Annotated in this window: 15 protein-coding genes; all 15 read right to left on the bottom strand. The window is 25.5% G+C overall.

Annotated elements, in window-relative coordinates:
* Positions 1-3: 3 nt before the first annotated feature.
* Positions 4-1,551 (bottom strand): oligosaccharide flippase family protein, encoded by a 1,548-nt coding sequence (locus tag TEGL_RS04735; RefSeq protein WP_018590327.1) that lies wholly within the window; start codon positions 1,549-1,551, stop codon positions 4-6.
* Between the two features lie 141 nt (positions 1,552-1,692).
* Positions 1,693-2,565, bottom strand: coding sequence for an SP_1767 family glycosyltransferase (locus tag TEGL_RS04730; protein WP_018590328.1), 873 nt, complete (start codon positions 2,563-2,565; stop codon positions 1,693-1,695).
* Positions 2,566-2,604: 39 nt separating this feature from the next.
* Positions 2,605-3,786 carry a Coenzyme F420 hydrogenase/dehydrogenase, beta subunit C-terminal domain gene (locus TEGL_RS04725; RefSeq protein WP_018590329.1) on the bottom strand — a complete coding sequence of 394 codons (1,182 nt, stop codon included), beginning with the start codon at positions 3,784-3,786 and terminating at the stop codon, positions 2,605-2,607.
* A 9-nt stretch (positions 3,787-3,795) separates the two neighbouring features.
* Positions 3,796-4,956, bottom strand: a complete 1,161-nt coding sequence (locus tag TEGL_RS04720) for a polysaccharide pyruvyl transferase family protein (RefSeq protein WP_018590330.1) — start codon at positions 4,954-4,956, stop codon at positions 3,796-3,798.
* 225 nt (positions 4,957-5,181) lie between these two features.
* Positions 5,182-6,174 carry a glycosyltransferase family 2 protein gene (locus TEGL_RS04715; RefSeq protein WP_018590331.1) on the bottom strand — a complete coding sequence of 331 codons (993 nt, stop codon included), beginning with the start codon at positions 6,172-6,174 and terminating at the stop codon, positions 5,182-5,184.
* On the bottom strand, positions 6,171-7,340 hold the full coding sequence (locus TEGL_RS04710; protein WP_018590332.1) for a glycosyltransferase: 1,170 nt from the start codon (positions 7,338-7,340) through the stop codon (positions 6,171-6,173). Before TEGL_RS04710 ends, TEGL_RS04715 begins: the two co-directional genes overlap by 4 nt.
* Before the next feature lie 4 nt (positions 7,341-7,344).
* The gene (locus TEGL_RS04705; RefSeq protein ID WP_018590333.1) at positions 7,345-8,325 is read right to left on the bottom strand and encodes a glycosyltransferase family 2 protein; all 981 of its coding nucleotides are present in this window, start codon (positions 8,323-8,325) and stop codon (positions 7,345-7,347) included.
* Between the two features lie 21 nt (positions 8,326-8,346).
* A complete protein-coding gene (locus TEGL_RS04700) occupies positions 8,347-9,345 on the bottom strand; it encodes a glycosyltransferase (protein ID WP_018590334.1) in 999 nt (332 codons plus the stop codon).
* Positions 9,335-10,231 (bottom strand): glucosamine inositolphosphorylceramide transferase family protein, encoded by an 897-nt coding sequence (locus TEGL_RS04695; protein WP_018590335.1) that lies wholly within the window; start codon positions 10,229-10,231, stop codon positions 9,335-9,337. Before TEGL_RS04695 ends, TEGL_RS04700 begins: the two co-directional genes overlap by 11 nt.
* Before the next feature lie 26 nt (positions 10,232-10,257).
* A complete protein-coding gene (locus TEGL_RS04690) occupies positions 10,258-11,370 on the bottom strand; it encodes a glycosyltransferase (RefSeq protein ID WP_018590336.1) in 1,113 nt (370 codons plus the stop codon).
* Positions 11,371-11,381: 11 nt separating this feature from the next.
* Complete coding sequence (locus tag TEGL_RS04685; RefSeq protein WP_018590337.1) at positions 11,382-12,515, bottom strand: EpsG family protein; 1,134 nt, start codon at positions 12,513-12,515, stop codon at positions 11,382-11,384.
* A gap of 1 nt (position 12,516) precedes the next feature.
* Positions 12,517-13,431 carry a glycosyltransferase family 2 protein gene (locus TEGL_RS04680; RefSeq protein ID WP_018590338.1) on the bottom strand — a complete coding sequence of 305 codons (915 nt, stop codon included), beginning with the start codon at positions 13,429-13,431 and terminating at the stop codon, positions 12,517-12,519.
* Between the two features lie 23 nt (positions 13,432-13,454).
* A complete protein-coding gene (locus TEGL_RS04675; RefSeq protein ID WP_018590339.1) occupies positions 13,455-14,579 on the bottom strand; it encodes a glycosyltransferase family 4 protein in 1,125 nt (374 codons plus the stop codon).
* A gap of 15 nt (positions 14,580-14,594) precedes the next feature.
* The gene (locus TEGL_RS04670; RefSeq protein ID WP_018590340.1) at positions 14,595-16,190 is read right to left on the bottom strand and encodes a hypothetical protein; all 1,596 of its coding nucleotides are present in this window, start codon (positions 16,188-16,190) and stop codon (positions 14,595-14,597) included.
* Positions 16,180-17,106, bottom strand: a complete 927-nt coding sequence (locus tag TEGL_RS04665) for an NAD(P)-dependent oxidoreductase (RefSeq protein WP_018590341.1) — start codon at positions 17,104-17,106, stop codon at positions 16,180-16,182. Before TEGL_RS04665 ends, TEGL_RS04670 begins: the two co-directional genes overlap by 11 nt.
* Positions 17,107-17,108: the final 2 nt, after the last annotated feature.

Here is a 17,108-nt window from a genome sequence, read left to right as displayed (position 1 = left end):
TAGTTAGCTACTAACTTTGCTGTTTAAATTTAGAAATTTAGAACTCATATTTTTAATTGGTTTTAAAAAAATATCTTTTTCGTATTTATTCATACTAAATTTAAATGTCATCATTACGAAAACTAAAGTATATATTATTACCCCTATTATAAACCTTGAAATTGTATTTATTCCTATGTTATTTATCAAGCATAATCCAAAAAAAATCATAGCAATCGGAACATAACTCATACTTATTATATTTTTCCAAAACCTACATATATCTAATTTAATAACCTTATAATAGTAAACGTTCATAACTATTATATTCCCTATACAAAATGCAATACACGTGCAGAAAGCTGCCCCAATTATTCCCCAATAGTTAATAGCTATAATAGTCGATAAAACATTAACAATAGATACAATCAAATATAAAATAGATCTAAATCTATGCTTATTTTTAGCAACAATTATATTTAACGCAATATTTTGTATCAAAGGAATTATTAAAGGTACCATTGTTAATAAGGCTACTATATATGCACTTTCATAGCCTTCCCCTGCTATAAATTTAATAAACTGTCTTCCAAATACAATAAATCCCGAAACTGTTAATGATACAATTATATACTGTAGCCTACCGGTTTTTATAAGTAAATCTGAAAGATCTTTATTTGAAGATTTATTAAATACCATACTATTAACTTTAGGAACAAGAACACCACTTAGTGCCATTGCTAACTGTTGTACCATATTATTAAAAGTACCACCAACACTATATATTGCAACAGCTGATGTTCCTATCATAGATCCTATTAATACTTTGTCTGTAGACCAGTATAACATATCAACAATACTGCCAATAAAAATAAAAAATGAAAATATAGCTATTTCTTTTAATATATTAAATGGCATATTTTTGAAATTAGGCTTAATATGCATAATCTTAGATAGATACATTACATTTATAATTAATATTACTACTGAGAATATTGTTGTGCATAAAACCATACCTATAGTATTCCACCCTCTAGATAGTACAAGTAAGTTAAATACTGGTATTAAAATGGTAAATGACAAATCAACAACCTTTCTAAAAATAAATTTTTCATGAGATATAATTACTGATGATAGAACGCTCCCAGGAAAACCAATAGCTATGTTAATAGTTAAAATAAATATTAATATTTTTAATTTATCTATTTCTGAATTACTCAAACTATTTGCAAAAAAGGAATCTAAGGATATTACTATTATTAATCCAACGACACATACCATTAAACTTAAAAGTACGTATATAAATATAAATAGACCTATTATACTTTCTTCCCCTTCTTTATTTTTTTCTGTTCTGTATTTTGAAATATATCTAATGACAGCGCTACCCAAGCCAAAATTCAATAATGATAGATATGATGTTAATGATGTAGCCAAACTGTATATACCATATTCATTTTGTCCTAACATACGCAACATGATAGGTGTATATATTAGTGGTATAATACTTCCTATCCCCAAATCTATATATGATAATATCGCCCCTATATGTATTTCATTAAACTTTTTCATCTAAAACTCCCCAAGCTATGTTTTTACTTTACTATAATTTTATACATTATTAATTTCAATGAATTTTTCTTTTTAAATAAATCAATAAAAATAGTACCATGAAAAGTTGTTGTCACAATAAACGCCACATTTTTTATTAATTTAACACCCAATTCTTTTTATTATTTGATTGCTATAATCCTCATCATTTATCATTTCAACCTTATCACCATTATCTATTTCATTATTATACTTTCCTATAATCTTAATTTTTTCACAACATTTCCTTAAGTAATATTCATATTGTAAATCTATATGACCTAAATCTAAAGCTTGATATCCATATTCAGACAAATCGTATGAAAGCACCGATGCTGTAGGACCTATTGATAAAATAAATAAATAATCCTTATCAATATTTAAACATTCATTTAATATATCATTATATAAACTAAAAGCATTTGTGACAGGAACTAAAATTCGCCTAATATTAGCTACATTGTCAAATAAATCATTTCCAATCCCCATTCTAGTTAATGATCCTTCTACAAATACAATTTTTCTACCTTGCCATATTTTCTTTATTTGCAATATCCGTTCACTGCTTTTATATTTATATTTATATGGTAAATAAAATCTAGTTATAAATGAATCACAATACATTTTTTCCATATTTAATAATTTAATTATTTTATTTTTATTTGTGGCCATATAATCTTCCCAAAATTTTTTAGGTTCATCTTCAAACTTATCTAGATTTTCAAAACTATCTGGAATACCTATTAAAATTTTTTTATTATGTTTTTTTAAAATATACTTTAATCTATTGGCCAAAGATTCGTTATAACATTGAAATCCAATATCATTTCCCCAGATAATATTAAACTCACCATCTCCAAATCTTGATAAAGAATATTTATTTTCATTCAATATATTTATTGTGTCTTGATTGCTTATTATATTAGGATTTACACTAATCCAATTGCCTATTTTATTTTTTAAATAACTAATTAAAATGCCTTTAGTTTTTTTCATATCTCCCACCCTTAATAATTTTCATTATATATTTAATAGTTATTTAACAATATTTATTTTTTTCAGTATTGAATATAAGATATATTTTGTATTATATTTAATGCTTTCTAATTTAAACTTGATAAGTTTATATATAGGTATTTTAGTACACTTTTTAACTGACTTTGATACACTAAATTTACTATAAAAAGCATAAAATTTACTTCTCTTATCATCTAATTCTACCGGTCTTAAAGCACAAGGGTTTTCTTTAAAAGTTTTTTGTGAGTTTACTTCTTTAATATAGGTACTATTTTTTATTTCACCTAATATTTTCTCAGCTTTATTTGAATGAGATATAATTAAAGATATTCCTTTATTGTCATCTAAGTTAGGTAATATATCTTTAATTCCCCAAAAATCTCCTAATGTAATATCACTTTTTCTATTTTCACCTTTAAAATCACACCTATAGCATGATAATCTTAAAAAACAGTTTTGAATAAATCCATTTATATATTTACTATCATTATATTTTTCCTCATAAACGCTGCCATCTTCAAAATAAAACTTAATTTTTGTGTCTTTTAATCCTAAAGTTTTATCTCTGAATTTCATATCTATACATCTTTTACCATTAGATATTTCATCCTTATAACTTGTCCATATCTTAGGAGAAGGTACTCCATGACATATTAAATCAACACAAATTAAATTTTCATATTCTTTTTCTAGATAACTTTTTAGACCATGAATTTGACAAGGTGTTCCTGAAAATAGTACTAATATTCCTTTCTCTAAGTATAACTTTGCTCTAAAGTATGTATTTCCTATTTCACTTTGAACATATTTAGATCCTCTAAATACATTGAGTTTATTTTCATTATTTATTTCATCATGAATTACCTTTAGATTCTCATCAAACCTTGCTCCAAAAACAATTCCTTTTCTTTCAATTACATATTTAGCTAATAAAGTAAATATACCTCCTGATGAACTCAATTTTCTTACTTGTTCATCCAAGTTATAACATGCATATATTTTGTATAATGAATCACTAACCTTACTACTTAAAATAGGGCATACATTTTTGCATAAATTGCACTCTACACATCTTTTGGCATTAATTATAGGATATAAAAATCCATCTTCATCATAGTTCATACTTATAGCATTTTTAGTACAAATGTTAAAACAAGCATGACATCCACAGCACTTTTCTTTTTCACAAATTTTCTTCACAATAACCACCTATTTAACAAGCTCCCTAACACAGCTTTTAATCATTAAAGCATCCTTTTTATATTTGGGTATAAAATTTTCTAGGTGAACTCTTATATTCTTTTCATTAGCTTCTAACCATTTAAATGAATCTGCTAAATTATTTTTTTTGTCTAAAGATTGAACTGAAAGTACATAGTTTTCATATGTTCCAAATATATCTTTAGCAATTCCTCTTGCCTTTACGGAATATCCTACTGCTAAAGTAGGTACACACATTGAATATGCTGCTATAGTAGCATGAGTTCTAGCTCCTATAAAAAATCTACATCTAGATATATACCCTTTTAATTCCATGCAGTTACAGTCTTCTATCATAACAACTCTGCCTGTTTCTTTGAACATATTGTATAGTTCTAAAAGAGGTACTCTATCATCATTATCATCCCAAACAACATGAGGAATAAGAGCAATTTGCATATTTGTATTGTTTATAATATATTTTATAAGCTCTTCATAATTATCTTTTGTTATTCCTTTATTCCTTTCACAGTCTATTATAAGTGGACTAACATTTATACCTACAGTATTTCCTTTTTCAAATCCTTTTGGTAATGGTAATTCTATTTTGTCTAGTTGAAATGCTGGGTCTGGATATAATTTTGTATTTGGATTTGCTTTTTTTAATGCATTATATGAAATCGATTCTCTTGAAACTATTAGGTTATATTTTGATAGGTCCTTTGATACATCTCCTTTAATTACGTCTGGCTCAACTGAGCATCCCCATAAAACTGTTTTTGCACCCTTTTTACGTATATTATTATTTAAAGCTCCTATAATATCAGTGCCTGGATAACAATAATTATCTCCCCCTATAGAGAAACAAATATCATCTTTTTTGATATTATCTAATATTTTTTTTCTTCTATTTTTAATTACTGTATCTATACTTTTATTAATTTTAATATCCAAAATAGCTAATATATTTTTCAAACTATACTTATTTAATATTTCTTCTTTATCCTCAATAATTTCACATATATTATTCAATCCATATTCTATATCTTCATTTGGTCTTATTGAGAAAAGTGATAAATCTTCTTCTAATATTTTTGACGTTCCTCTCACAATAGCTTCGCATCCATGATTTTTACTACCAGAATGATAATATAATTTTATTCTACTCATTTACTAAATCCCCATTTCTCATTTTTAGTATTCTAGCTAGTCCCTCCTAACTATCCCATAATCTAGCATATCTTTATTTACTACAGTTGCTGCTCCTAATATACAATGATTTCCTATTTTTACTCTAGTCCTATCCGTACATCATTTCCTATTATCAAAGATGTATCTAGTTCAAGTCCTGAATATCTACTCTATCAAAAGCATCTCCTTCGTATATCCCTCTTATTATCTATTTTTTAATTTTATAAGGCTATTAAATATATATATCCACCAATAGTTTCTTTTTCTATATACCCATTTACAAATTTTATTAGGTGATATTTCTGCATTTTTAGCACATAGCTGGTATTCAGTAGTTTTCATTACATGACTATTTTTTTTTATACATTCTATAAATTTGTCATCTTTCAAAAGTAAATTCATATTAAATGAATTTACTAATTCTAAAAAAATATTATTGTAGAATATATTCCACACATATTTATCTTTTGTTTTGAATTTTTCCATATATTCTTTAATAAAATGGTACTGATTTATGCATTGTTTATCATAGTCTTTGTACATCCTATTTGTTAAACAATCTTTTCTTGACAATGTATAATAATAGAGTCTTTCTTTTAGAAAAATTATATTTTCTGAAATTGAATCTAAATATTCAATGTTAAATCTTAAGTCTTCCCCTATAAATATATCTTCATCAAACCTAATTTTATTATTTTTTATAAGTTCTAAATTATAAATTTTATTCCATGGAACATTTATACCATATAATTTTAACTTAAAAAAATCTTCTTTCTTTGTTACTTTATCTATTTTAGGTCTGTCATATGTAAAATCATTCTCTTCTCCATCACTTACATTATAATAGTCACATACAGTTAAATTATTTTCTTCATAATTCTCTAGCATGAATTTACACCAATTAGTAGATGTATAATCATCACTATCACAAAACATTAAAAAATCACCTACTGAATTTTCTATTCCTATATTTCTAGCTTTAGATACTCCTCCATTATCAACATTAATAATTTTAATTCTAGAATCTATAATTTTATATTCATAGCAAATTTTTTCTGTACCATCTGTTGATCCATCATTTACAATTATTATTTCTATATTTTTATAAGATTGATTTACTAAACTATCTAAACACTTTGATATATACTGCTCACAATTATAAACTGGTACTACTATACTTATTTTTTTATCCATCATCCATGTCTCTCCGTGAATAAATTATCATACTCATTAATATAGTTATCAAATTCATACTCTATATTCTTAAGGTTGAAACTAAGTTGTAATCTACATTCATCATTATCTATTAATAATTTAATTGCATTAAATATAGAATTTTTATCTATATCTACCAATATGCCCGTTTTACCATTAATAAACTGTTCTTTCATGCCCCCTACATTAGTTGCTACTACAGGTTTATTTAAAATTCTAGCTTCATTAGTAGTAGTGCAATAAGCTTCATAATATGATGGTTGTACGTATATATCACAGTTTTTTATATATGTATAAGGATTTGTTTTATTTCCTAATAAGTAAAACGTATCTCTCATGTTCATTTTTTTTATTTTATCACTTAACCAAGGAAATTGATTTCCATTTCCTACCCAATACCATTTTATATTATAGCCTTCATCTAATAGTTTTCTGCATACTTCTATTGCTAGTTTTCCGCCTTTTTCTTCAGTAAGTCTTCCTACCGATACAATATTTATAGTATTTTCATGGAAAATTTCATACTGCACTTTTTCTGATAAATTTATAATTTCTTGTTTGTTTATTATATTATGTAATATTAGTATTTTATCTTTGAGTTGTGGAAATCTCATTACTAATTGTTTTTTACAATCTTTTGAAACAGCTACCATATTAGCAAATTTAGGATAATACTGTTTATCAATTTCATATTGTTTATTTCCTTTTTCATAAGCTCCATTGTGATACCACATATATTTTATCTTAGCATTTACTTTATCTATTACATAATATGGAGAAAAATCATTTTGAGAATATGCTATAGCTATATCATAACTTTTATTAGGGCTTTTAAATAATTTCCATGGTTTACTTCCAAATTTATTTACTAATCTAAATACAATATATTTACTTATTTTAAACACCTTTAAAAATTTATTTTTTTCTTTTATGTATTGTGAAAATGTATCTTTAGTATTAATAGCATATTCAAATGTATTTAGTATATTTATATCATCTCTTATTTGATTTTTTAATTCAAATTCAGGATTCATTGGTAAAACGTCAATTTCATATTTATTTAAATCTAATTCATTTAGCAAACTTACTAAACATTTTTCTATCCCACCTATTCCTAGCCCATAGCATACAAATAATATTTTTTTCATTTCATCATCCCTGCACATCCCAATTAGGTTTTCTTACCTTGTCATATATAAAATAAATTAACTTATATAGTCTAGGACTCATGCCTATTAATTTAATAGTTATTTTATCTCTTTTATTTCTTAAATTACCGTGACTACATTCATTATTAATTTTCTTTTCTATTAACTTGCATTTTGACTTTCTATCTTTTTCAGTGCTGTATAAATAATACCTATAAATTTCTATCAAACATCCTATATATTTATTAAAAGATATCTCTTTTAAATAGTTATCTTCCACATCATTATAAATTTCTTTTGCAACTTTCAATCTATCATTTGATTTTTTTTTATCAAGTATAGTTTTGCAGGCTGAACCCTCAACCTCATAGTAATTATATTTTGGAATATCAATAAATATAGATTTATTACACATATTAAATGCTTTATAATTTACTAATATATCTTCATTTATTTTTAATTTTTCATCAAACTTAATACTTTCAAATAATTTTCTTTTATAAATCTTATTCCATAAAGCTCCTACAAATAATTTTCCACCTATTATACACTCCAATGCCTTTAATCTATCCTGAATATATTCTTCTCCTGTTCCATTAACTACTCTTATTACTTTATTATCTTGTATTCTTTTATAACCACAATGTACAATATCGTATTTCCCAGATTCAATATATTTCATTAATATTTCATACATGTCTAAATCTAAGGTATCATCACAATCTACAAATGTTATATATTCTTGTGATGCTTTTTGTAATCCATAATTTCTAGCACTTGAGACCCCACCATTTAACTTTTTATAAAAAAATATTCTTTTATCTTTTTTTTGTATATTTTTAATTAATTCTTTACTCCCATCATTTGAACCATCATCAATAACAATTATTTCAAGTTCTTGATATGTTTGATTTATTAAGCTTTCTAAACATCTCTCTATATATTTTTCCCCATTATAAACTGGTATAATTACACTTAGCCCCATATTTCAACCTATAGTACCTTTCTATAAAATACTAATATTTATTCTGTTTAACTTTTTAAATTCATCACTCTTTATATAATTTAAAGCATCTCTAAATCCTTGTTTACTTATTTCTAATTCTCTTTTATCCTTAGATTTTAATAATATATTTAAATATCCATATATATTTGTTGTACATTTGTAATATAAAAACGAAATTATGCTTATAAGTTTCATAAAAGAATTATTTTCAGTTTGATATATAAATCTATACCAAAATATAAATTGATTAAATGAACTTGCATATATTACTGTTTCTGAAATACCTTTTGTTGACGTCTTTGCATCTAAATGATTATATACTGCATCAGATACCATAACTGTCTTATTCCCCATTAACCATGCTTTATAAAACATTGTTGAATCATCCATACTAGCATATCCATTCATATCTAACCATTTTTCTTCATCAAAATTTATATTCTTCATGGATGATGTTCTTGCAAAAAAGCATGTCCATGCTGCTGATTGAGTATAGTAATATTTTTTTACACTAATATCTATTTTTCTATTATAAGACCAGCCCGAAGATCTAAGTACTTTAATATACATATCCTTATTAAAAATTGTTTCAACTGCACCAGATGTAATTCCACTTATAAATGATCTAACTCCTTTTTCAGGTAGAAATGATAGTAATGGACCTATTGAAAAATCAGCTATACTTTCATTTAATGGTTGTACTAGTTTTTGAACAAAATCATACTCAAAAGATATATCATCGTCACAAACTAACATATACTCTGTACTACAATTATTAATTCCAACCATACGTTGATTTACCATTCCTTTTTCACAAAATATAAATCTTTCATTTATAGTAGAATTAAGTCTCTGTAATGGTATATCATATCCATTTGGCAAAACTACTATCACTTCTTTAGGTTTTGGTTGTAGCTTATTAATACTATCTAATAGCTTTTGATATTTTTTATTTGATTTACCTATTGTTCTAATTACAACTGAATAATCAATATCCATTTTTTATCACCTTTGTTTCAATTTTATTTATACACCTAAATAATAAGTTAAGTAAGTTAAATCTTCTTGTTTTTAGATCGATCACTTCTATATTTTCACTACTATTGTAAGTATGTACTCCCTCTAATAACATATTTTTATCTAGTTTTATATTATCTGTAGTTATCTTCTTTATGATTTTGTCCTTATAATTATTTTTTTCATCTATTATAAATTCATAAAAAATAAGACCATGTCCATAAGATTTCTTACTGTCTTGGCAAACCCTAATAAATTTTCTATTTTTTATAAAAATTTTACCTCCTGATCTAGAAATTTTAGAATCTTTTTGTTTAAGTTTGATTTTCTTTGATATATTAAAGTTTTCATCAAGCACAATACAATAATTTACTATCTTATCTCCTAAACCTTGTGTAAATGCATATAAATTTTCACCTTTATTAAAAATTGTTGTATCAACACACTTAAAGCCTTTATCTATAATTTTAGATTTCTCCCATACTTGAGGAAATTCTTTACATTTATATACATATAATTCATTCGATTCGCTAGATTCAGGCATTATATATATTTCATCTTTGTATGTAAATATATTTGGGTAAGATAAGTGAAAATTTTCCTCTATTATTGGCTTCCACCTAGAAAATTTATTGTTTTTATATTTAGAATATCCTAATATACCTCTTCTTTTTATGTAGTCATATAATTCAGCAAATATATAAATTTCACCCTCATGTTCAAAAACAAAAGGATCTGCTGCCCAATATCTAAAATTATTTTTTATTACTGTAAACTTATCATTATTGTCTAATATATCCCCATTAATCTTATTTCTATATGCAATATTCCAACTTTCTGAACACAAAGGTGTTCTTTTTAAATTCATAAATCCCCCTAAAATTACACCTACACTTACTCTTTATCTAATAAGTTCTCTACCTCCATTATTGTATTTTTCTTACTAAATTTTTTCCCTCTTTCTTTAGCTTTATTTTTGTAGTATTTTAATAATGCATTATCTTCTATTAAAATTTTTAACCCCTCATATATTCCTTCTTCACTATTTTCAACTACTAACCCATACTCATTGTTGTATCCTAACAATTCTTGTGCACCCGAACATAATGTACTTATAACTGGTGTTCCAACTATTAAAGACTCTGTAACAGCTGTACTAAATCCTTCTCTATATGAAGAGCATACATATAAGTCGCATTTTGATACATATTTGTATGGATTATCTTTATAACCCAGTAAATGAAATGTATCTGTCAGATTATATTCTTGTATATATTTTTTAATTTTCTCCCTATCTTCTCCAATACCTAATATGTAAATTTTATGAAATAAACCCTCATTTATTAACTTTTTATGTGTATTTAACAATCTATCAAAGCCCTTTACATTAGTAAGTTTTCCAACAGATATAATATTTAATATTTCATTATCTATGCTTATATCTTCTACCATTTCCTGAGATTTTTCTAATATTTCATCTGTTTCATTTGTATTATAAAGAATATCAACTTTATCATCATTAATTTGAGATAATTCAATAAATGAGTTTTTTACCATTAATGACACTGAGATAATTTTATTAAATTCATTATAATGATTTATAGCTTCTTTCTTATTTCTAAATCCTCTTATCATGTTTTCTTGATCTATAAATTGAGTATGTATCCAACATATTTTTTTACTATTATATGGACATCCACTTATTATTCTTGATGTAGGACCTTCTAAATAAGAAATTACTATATCATATTCTTCTTTAACAATATGTTTATATAAAAATTTCGGAGTAAATATTTTAAAAATAGCTGTACTTCCTTTAAATAAATTTTTAAATGTATATTTATATTTAATATCTTTTTTTAAAAATTGTTTATTAATTCCTACGTCAAATAATGAATGAAGAGTTATATCATATTTATCTCTATCTAAATTATTAACCAAATTAACTAAAACTTTTTCTGCCCCACCATGCATTAAATTTGGTATGAAAAATAATATTTTTTTCATTATTTACACCTCTAATTATATGAAATTTCTAGTATTTTACTAAAATAAGGCCATCCATTCCATGCAACTTCCAATTGATAATAAAAAAATACTAAATAACAAATAAACATTACAAAATACATTAATCTTTTTTCATTTTTATCAAATGAATTACTTAGTACCCAAGGCATTAGTATCAGGTTGTATGCAGTAAAATAAACTGCTATTCTTCCAATCAAAATTCCACTACTGACAATTTTAGATACTATATATATACTTATAGCAATTATACTCATATTTATACTAATATTTATTATAGGTGTATACTTGTCTTTCAAATTTTCTCTAAATAAAAACGCTATCACTAACGGTACGGATTGAACCAATATTGTCATTATATTTACGCCATCATCTATTAATTTATTATCTTGATAACTAATTGCATATTCTGTTTGTTCCATAGCTGAGTCAAATAAATTTAAAAATTCACTTGAAAATATAACACAACATATAACTATTCCAATAATAGCTAAAGTTTTCTTGTTCCATGGTTCACCTTGCACTATAAAATATGTAGGAATCATTATAATAGCTGTTTTATGTATAGTTGATGTTAATAGTACAATTAAAAAATATTTTAATGATTTTTTATTTATAATAAAGGTAGTGCTAGCAAACAATATTGCTACTGCTAAGTATTGTCTCATACCATTAAACATCCAAGTGAATTGACATGATACCATAAACAAAAACACGCTTATCCCAAAGTTTTCAGAATACTTATATAATGTAGTAACTATACAAATACCACTTATGGTAGCTATAATAAATAACCACACTGAATAATCTGATGATATATATGTTTTTATAAAAGTAGATAGTAAAATAAAACCTATCATATCACTATCTCCACTAGGAATATTGTTAAAAATATTTACCAAAGTATTAGGATATGATTTAAACATATCAATATATGCACCTGTATCTGCAACACCATAACTTCTTAAACCTGCAAAAAATATAATAGCTGAAAAAGTTATTATTGATATAGTCCAGTTTACCTTTCTTTCATATATTCCATCATTAATAGATACCTGTTTAGATGTTAATAATGAAATACTTCCCCAAATAATAACCCATATTAGCATAAAATAATATACTGGCATCTTAACTTACTCCCTTTTTCGTTTTCTGCTTTATATAAAAATATAATATAGTTCCAAATGGTATAGCTAAAATAGTCATTAATTTTTTAGGAGACTCTTTTATGAATTTTTTATTTTTTATCATAATACAACTTGATACATAATGGATACATGATTGAAATTGCCATTTAAAAGATCTGCAATACTTCATTCTTTCTTTTCTCAGAAAGATATATCCTTTTGGATTATTTATAAATTGACTAAAAATATTATTAGTTGATCCATCTTCTAAATACTCAACAATACAAATTGGTTCATTCAAAATTAATAGAGGATACTCTTGATCTACTAATAAATATTTGTAACAAAGTCCAACAAATTTTTCATCCTTATACTCAGGATATGAAGGATATTGTTTAATTACATCTGTCCTATATATAACCTTTTTATCTCCTACACCTTCAAACTCATAGTAATCATGGTATGTTGTACTTTTGTTACTTGGTAATTTAGTTCCCACTAATTTTCCATCTTGATGGACATCTAATGCTATTATTCCACCATACTCCTTAGTTCCATTTTCTTTCCAAAAATCTACTATAAGTTCTATTGCATTATCAGTTAAATAATCATCTGAATCAATACACATATTTAATTCGGTATAAATATTTTCATAAGCCTTATTATGAGCTGTATGCATTCCTCCATTTTCTTTGTAAATATATCTAATCTTAAAATCATTATCCTTTTTTATCCATGTTTCCACTAACTCTTTTGTATTATCTGTAGAACCATCATCTACAATTAGCCATTCAAAGTCTTTACTAGTTTGTCTTAACATACTTTCATAGCAAAGATTTAAAGTATAGGCTCTATTGTATGAGGGCGTGAAAACAGTTATCGTTGTTTTATTTTTATTATCTTGTTTTACTTTCATTATTTCACTCTCCTATACTGGTATCATTTACTATATAAATTACTCATTCTATTTTTTACATTTTTAATATCGTATGGTTTAATATAAATTAGAGACTTATTACAATAATTACCTCGTATTTTAATATCCTTAATTAGTTTGCATATTTCTTGACAAAAACCTTTAATATTACTAGCCTCTACTAATACTCCATTTTCTTTATTATGAATTAACTCCCTATGTCCCCTATTATCTGATGCTATAATAGGCTTTCCACAAATCATACCTTCCATAATATTAAGTGGCATACCCTCTCTAAAACTTGCTGATACAACTAAGTCACATAAATTAACATAATCTTCTAAATCTGTCTTATACCCTAATAACTCAATATTTTTTTCTAGACCTAACGATTTAATTAACACTTCTAACTCGTCATGACTTGGTCCATTACCTGCTAGTAATAATTTTGTATCAGGATAGCACTTAACTATTTCTACCATTGATTTAACTAATGTTACTTGGTTTTTATTTGTATTCAACTCTCCAGTGCATAAAATTGTAAATTCATCATTATATCCTTTTTTATATCTAAGTTTACTTTTATCTTCTTCTGATATTTGTTTAAATTTATTGCTATTCACACCAACACCATGTATATGATGAACATTACACTTAAATTTTTTACGTATAGCCAAATCATAGTCTTCTTTTGTAATGGTTATTAAATCATCTGTTAAATATGCCATAATTTTTTCTATAGGATAATACAAAATCCAATTTTTAATAGGTGCACCTTTATAAAAATGAAATCCATGAGCAGTATATATAACTCTTAAACTATTTTTTCTAAACTTTATAGCCGCTAACCTAGTAACTATGCTACCTACAGGTGTATTGCAATGAATCATATCATAATTTTCTTTTTTTAATATGCCACTTAATATTTTATAAGCCAAAATATTACTTTTATTAAAAGGTGATCTTTCAAATGGTATATTATAAACTTTATCTGAATATTTCATTTGAAGACCATTTTTTTCTGCTAAATTATCTCTAGCTGCAACATGCACTTCAAATCCTTCTTCTTTCAGCATTTCCATAATAGGTAAATGAAATTGACAAATATGACTTTGTACTGTAGCTACAAATAGTATCTTTTTGCTCATTTTTTCATCCTCCTATTAAAAAGGTAGTAAACCATTTAGGTTAAAATATAATTTTTCAAAGTACATTCTTTTTTTTGTTTCATTATAATTTACAATTGTTATTCCTGGTTCATCAACTTTTATATTCATTAATTTAATGATATCTTCATGACTCTTATCATTTATTCTTTTATTTAGTGGAAGAGATAATAACAATTTAATTAATTTTCTATTATTATATGGAACTGTTATATCAAAAGAATATCTATGCTCTCCAGTTAAGACAAGGCCACCCCACGCTCCATATCTAATTTCCCAAAGAAACATATCTGACTCATCATAGTTATTAAAATTTTCCCCAAACTTATATTTATCTCTATATTCTTCAAAAACTTTATCAGTCTTTTTAACTAAGCTTCTATTGTTAACAAAAAACTTATACATTGTCGTTAAATTTCTTGGACTTAAATGTTTTGGCATTCTTTTTTTACCAAACTTTTTGTAGTAATTTGCTCTTCCAATTTCAGAAACCCATGATTTAACTTCTATATCAAACTCATTTGTATCTCTAAAATAAACTCGTTTTCTCATATCATTTTGATTTAGCTTTCCTATATTTCCAAATGAATGATTTATTATTTTAGTTATAATTTCTAAATCCTTAAATTTACTATTTTCATCAGGTATATTATAAATTTTATGACTTATACCTAAGTGATTTGCTATTGTATGCGCTGCTTCAGCATCTATAACTTCTCCTGGCATTGATATATAGCTAAAATACTTAAACTTATCATACAGTCCATTTGCACAAGCTACCGTAACCTTACTATCCATTCCTCCTGTCATTGATATAGCTGGTTTTTCCCATTTTCTTGATATAAGTTCTATATTATTATGCAGTATTTTACCTATTTCTTTGATAGTACTTTCATACTCAACCTCTGATTCACAAATTTCTAATCCTTCATCTGGAAAAAATCTATTAACTATAAATTTATTTAACTTAAAATTAACTACTGTATTTGGTACTAATCTTTTTACTTCTTTATAAGAAGATAAATCACTTGGTAAAAATGGTCCATATAATTTATAAAATTTATAATTAATTAATTCTTCCACATAAGAATCAACTTTTAAATTACATAAATCACCTATCATTTGCATATGTGAAGATACAAAAACTTTATCATCTATAAATCCATAATAAGCTCCTTGCATACCAGCACAATCTACAATTATTTCAATTTGGCAATTTTCAATGAATCCAATTATAAATAATCCTGTTAGCTCACTTACTGCATCGAAATATTTATTTTTTGATCTATAATAACTGTTAGATATTTTTTTTAAAATAGAGATTTCATCAATCTCCATAGTGAAAGGATTATATGCATGTCCTATTAAAAAGAATATATTATTATTCTCTTCAAATATATAAAGCTTCTGCTCTCTATGAATATAAAATATAAAATCTCCAACCTTACAAATATTCCAATTTTCATAAAAAGGATATTCTTTATTATTAATAGTAGTGTCGCTCGTTATTAAATAACCACGTTTAAAAATATCATTTCTATACTGAGGATATTCTTCTAATAGTTCTATCATCTCTTTTGTGTTAGCATGCATCTATCATTTCACCTTCTTTCAAACTACGCAAATTATTACAAATACTTCTAAATAACCTTTCCTTACACTTATCAGATACAAAGGAATTATGGGGAGTAATAATAACCCTATCATTCTCCCAAAGCTTACTAACTCTAGGTAAAGGTTCCTGCTCCATAACATCAAGTGCCACTCCCATAAATTTACCATTATCAAGTGCTCCCTCCAGATCTCTTTCCTGAATAACTTCTCCTCTTGATATATTTATAAGTACTGCATCATCTTTCATAACATTAAATCTTTCATTATTAAACAAATACTTCGTACTTTCCGTTAATGCTATAGAAAGAATCACTATATCACTTTTTTTTAATACCTCCTCTAATTCACTTAATGTAAAACCTTCATCAATATATGGTGATTCAATCTTTCTTCTTCCGACACCATATACTATTGTTCCAAAAGCTTTAAATCTTTTAGCTACTTCCAAACCTACATTACCACACCCCACTATGGTAACAACTTTATCTGTCAGCTCTATCAAGTCTCTTTTCTTTTCCCATTCTTTATTCTCTTGATTTTTTCTAAAAAAGTTACTACTTTTATAAATCTCTAAAACCTTCAGTACTGCCCATTCTGCCATGGGGATGCTATAAATATCCTTAGCATTATATAAATTAATTTTCTTTCCATTTATATAATCAAGTGGAACTCTATCTAGACCTGCACTAGTTAATTGTATATGTTTTAAGCTTGTAAATCTTTCTATATCGTTATATAAAAAAAGTCCATTACATACTACTGCTTCGACTTCACTTACATCAAAATCAATCTTTCGCCTTTCGTCCTGGACAAATTTTATTTTAAACCCCATATTCTTTAAAAATTTCAATTGACTAGCCGTATAGTCAACTGCCCCTGTTAATAATAGCTTCATAT

Source organism: Terrisporobacter glycolicus ATCC 14880 = DSM 1288, from assembly GCF_036812735.1.
Taxonomy (GTDB): Bacteria; Bacillota; Clostridia; order Peptostreptococcales; family Peptostreptococcaceae; genus Terrisporobacter; species Terrisporobacter glycolicus.
This window is presented reverse-complemented; position numbering and strand designations above follow the sequence as displayed.

Excerpts from the sequence above, each read along its gene's own strand:
- TEGL_RS04705 (WP_018590333.1), bottom strand. The coding sequence starts at position 8,325 with ATGGGGCTAAGTGTAATTATACCAGTTTATAATGGGGAAAAATATATA.
- TEGL_RS04675 (WP_018590339.1), bottom strand. The coding sequence starts at position 14,579 with ATGAGCAAAAAGATACTATTTGTAGCTACAGTACAAAGTCATATTTGT.
- TEGL_RS04730 (WP_018590328.1), bottom strand. The coding sequence starts at position 2,565 with ATGAAAAAAACTAAAGGCATTTTAATTAGTTATTTAAAAAATAAAATA.
- TEGL_RS04695 (WP_018590335.1), bottom strand. The coding sequence starts at position 10,231 with ATGAATTTAAAAAGAACACCTTTGTGTTCAGAAAGTTGGAATATTGCA.
- TEGL_RS04665 (WP_018590341.1), bottom strand. The coding sequence starts at position 17,106 with ATGAAGCTATTATTAACAGGGGCAGTTGACTATACGGCTAGTCAATTG.
- TEGL_RS04690 (WP_018590336.1), bottom strand. The coding sequence starts at position 11,370 with ATGAAAAAAATATTATTTTTCATACCAAATTTAATGCATGGTGGGGCA.
- TEGL_RS04715 (WP_018590331.1), bottom strand. The coding sequence starts at position 6,174 with ATGATGGATAAAAAAATAAGTATAGTAGTACCAGTTTATAATTGTGAG.
- TEGL_RS04720 (WP_018590330.1), bottom strand. The coding sequence starts at position 4,956 with ATGAGTAGAATAAAATTATATTATCATTCTGGTAGTAAAAATCATGGA.
- TEGL_RS04710 (WP_018590332.1), bottom strand. The coding sequence starts at position 7,340 with ATGAAAAAAATATTATTTGTATGCTATGGGCTAGGAATAGGTGGGATA.
- TEGL_RS04700 (WP_018590334.1), bottom strand. The coding sequence starts at position 9,345 with ATGGATATTGATTATTCAGTTGTAATTAGAACAATAGGTAAATCAAAT.
- TEGL_RS04670 (WP_018590340.1), bottom strand. The coding sequence starts at position 16,190 with ATGCATGCTAACACAAAAGAGATGATAGAACTATTAGAAGAATATCCT.
- TEGL_RS04680 (WP_018590338.1), bottom strand. The coding sequence starts at position 13,431 with ATGAAAGTAAAACAAGATAATAAAAATAAAACAACGATAACTGTTTTC.
- TEGL_RS04685 (WP_018590337.1), bottom strand. The coding sequence starts at position 12,515 with ATGCCAGTATATTATTTTATGCTAATATGGGTTATTATTTGGGGAAGT.
- TEGL_RS04735 (WP_018590327.1), bottom strand. The coding sequence starts at position 1,551 with ATGAAAAAGTTTAATGAAATACATATAGGGGCGATATTATCATATATA.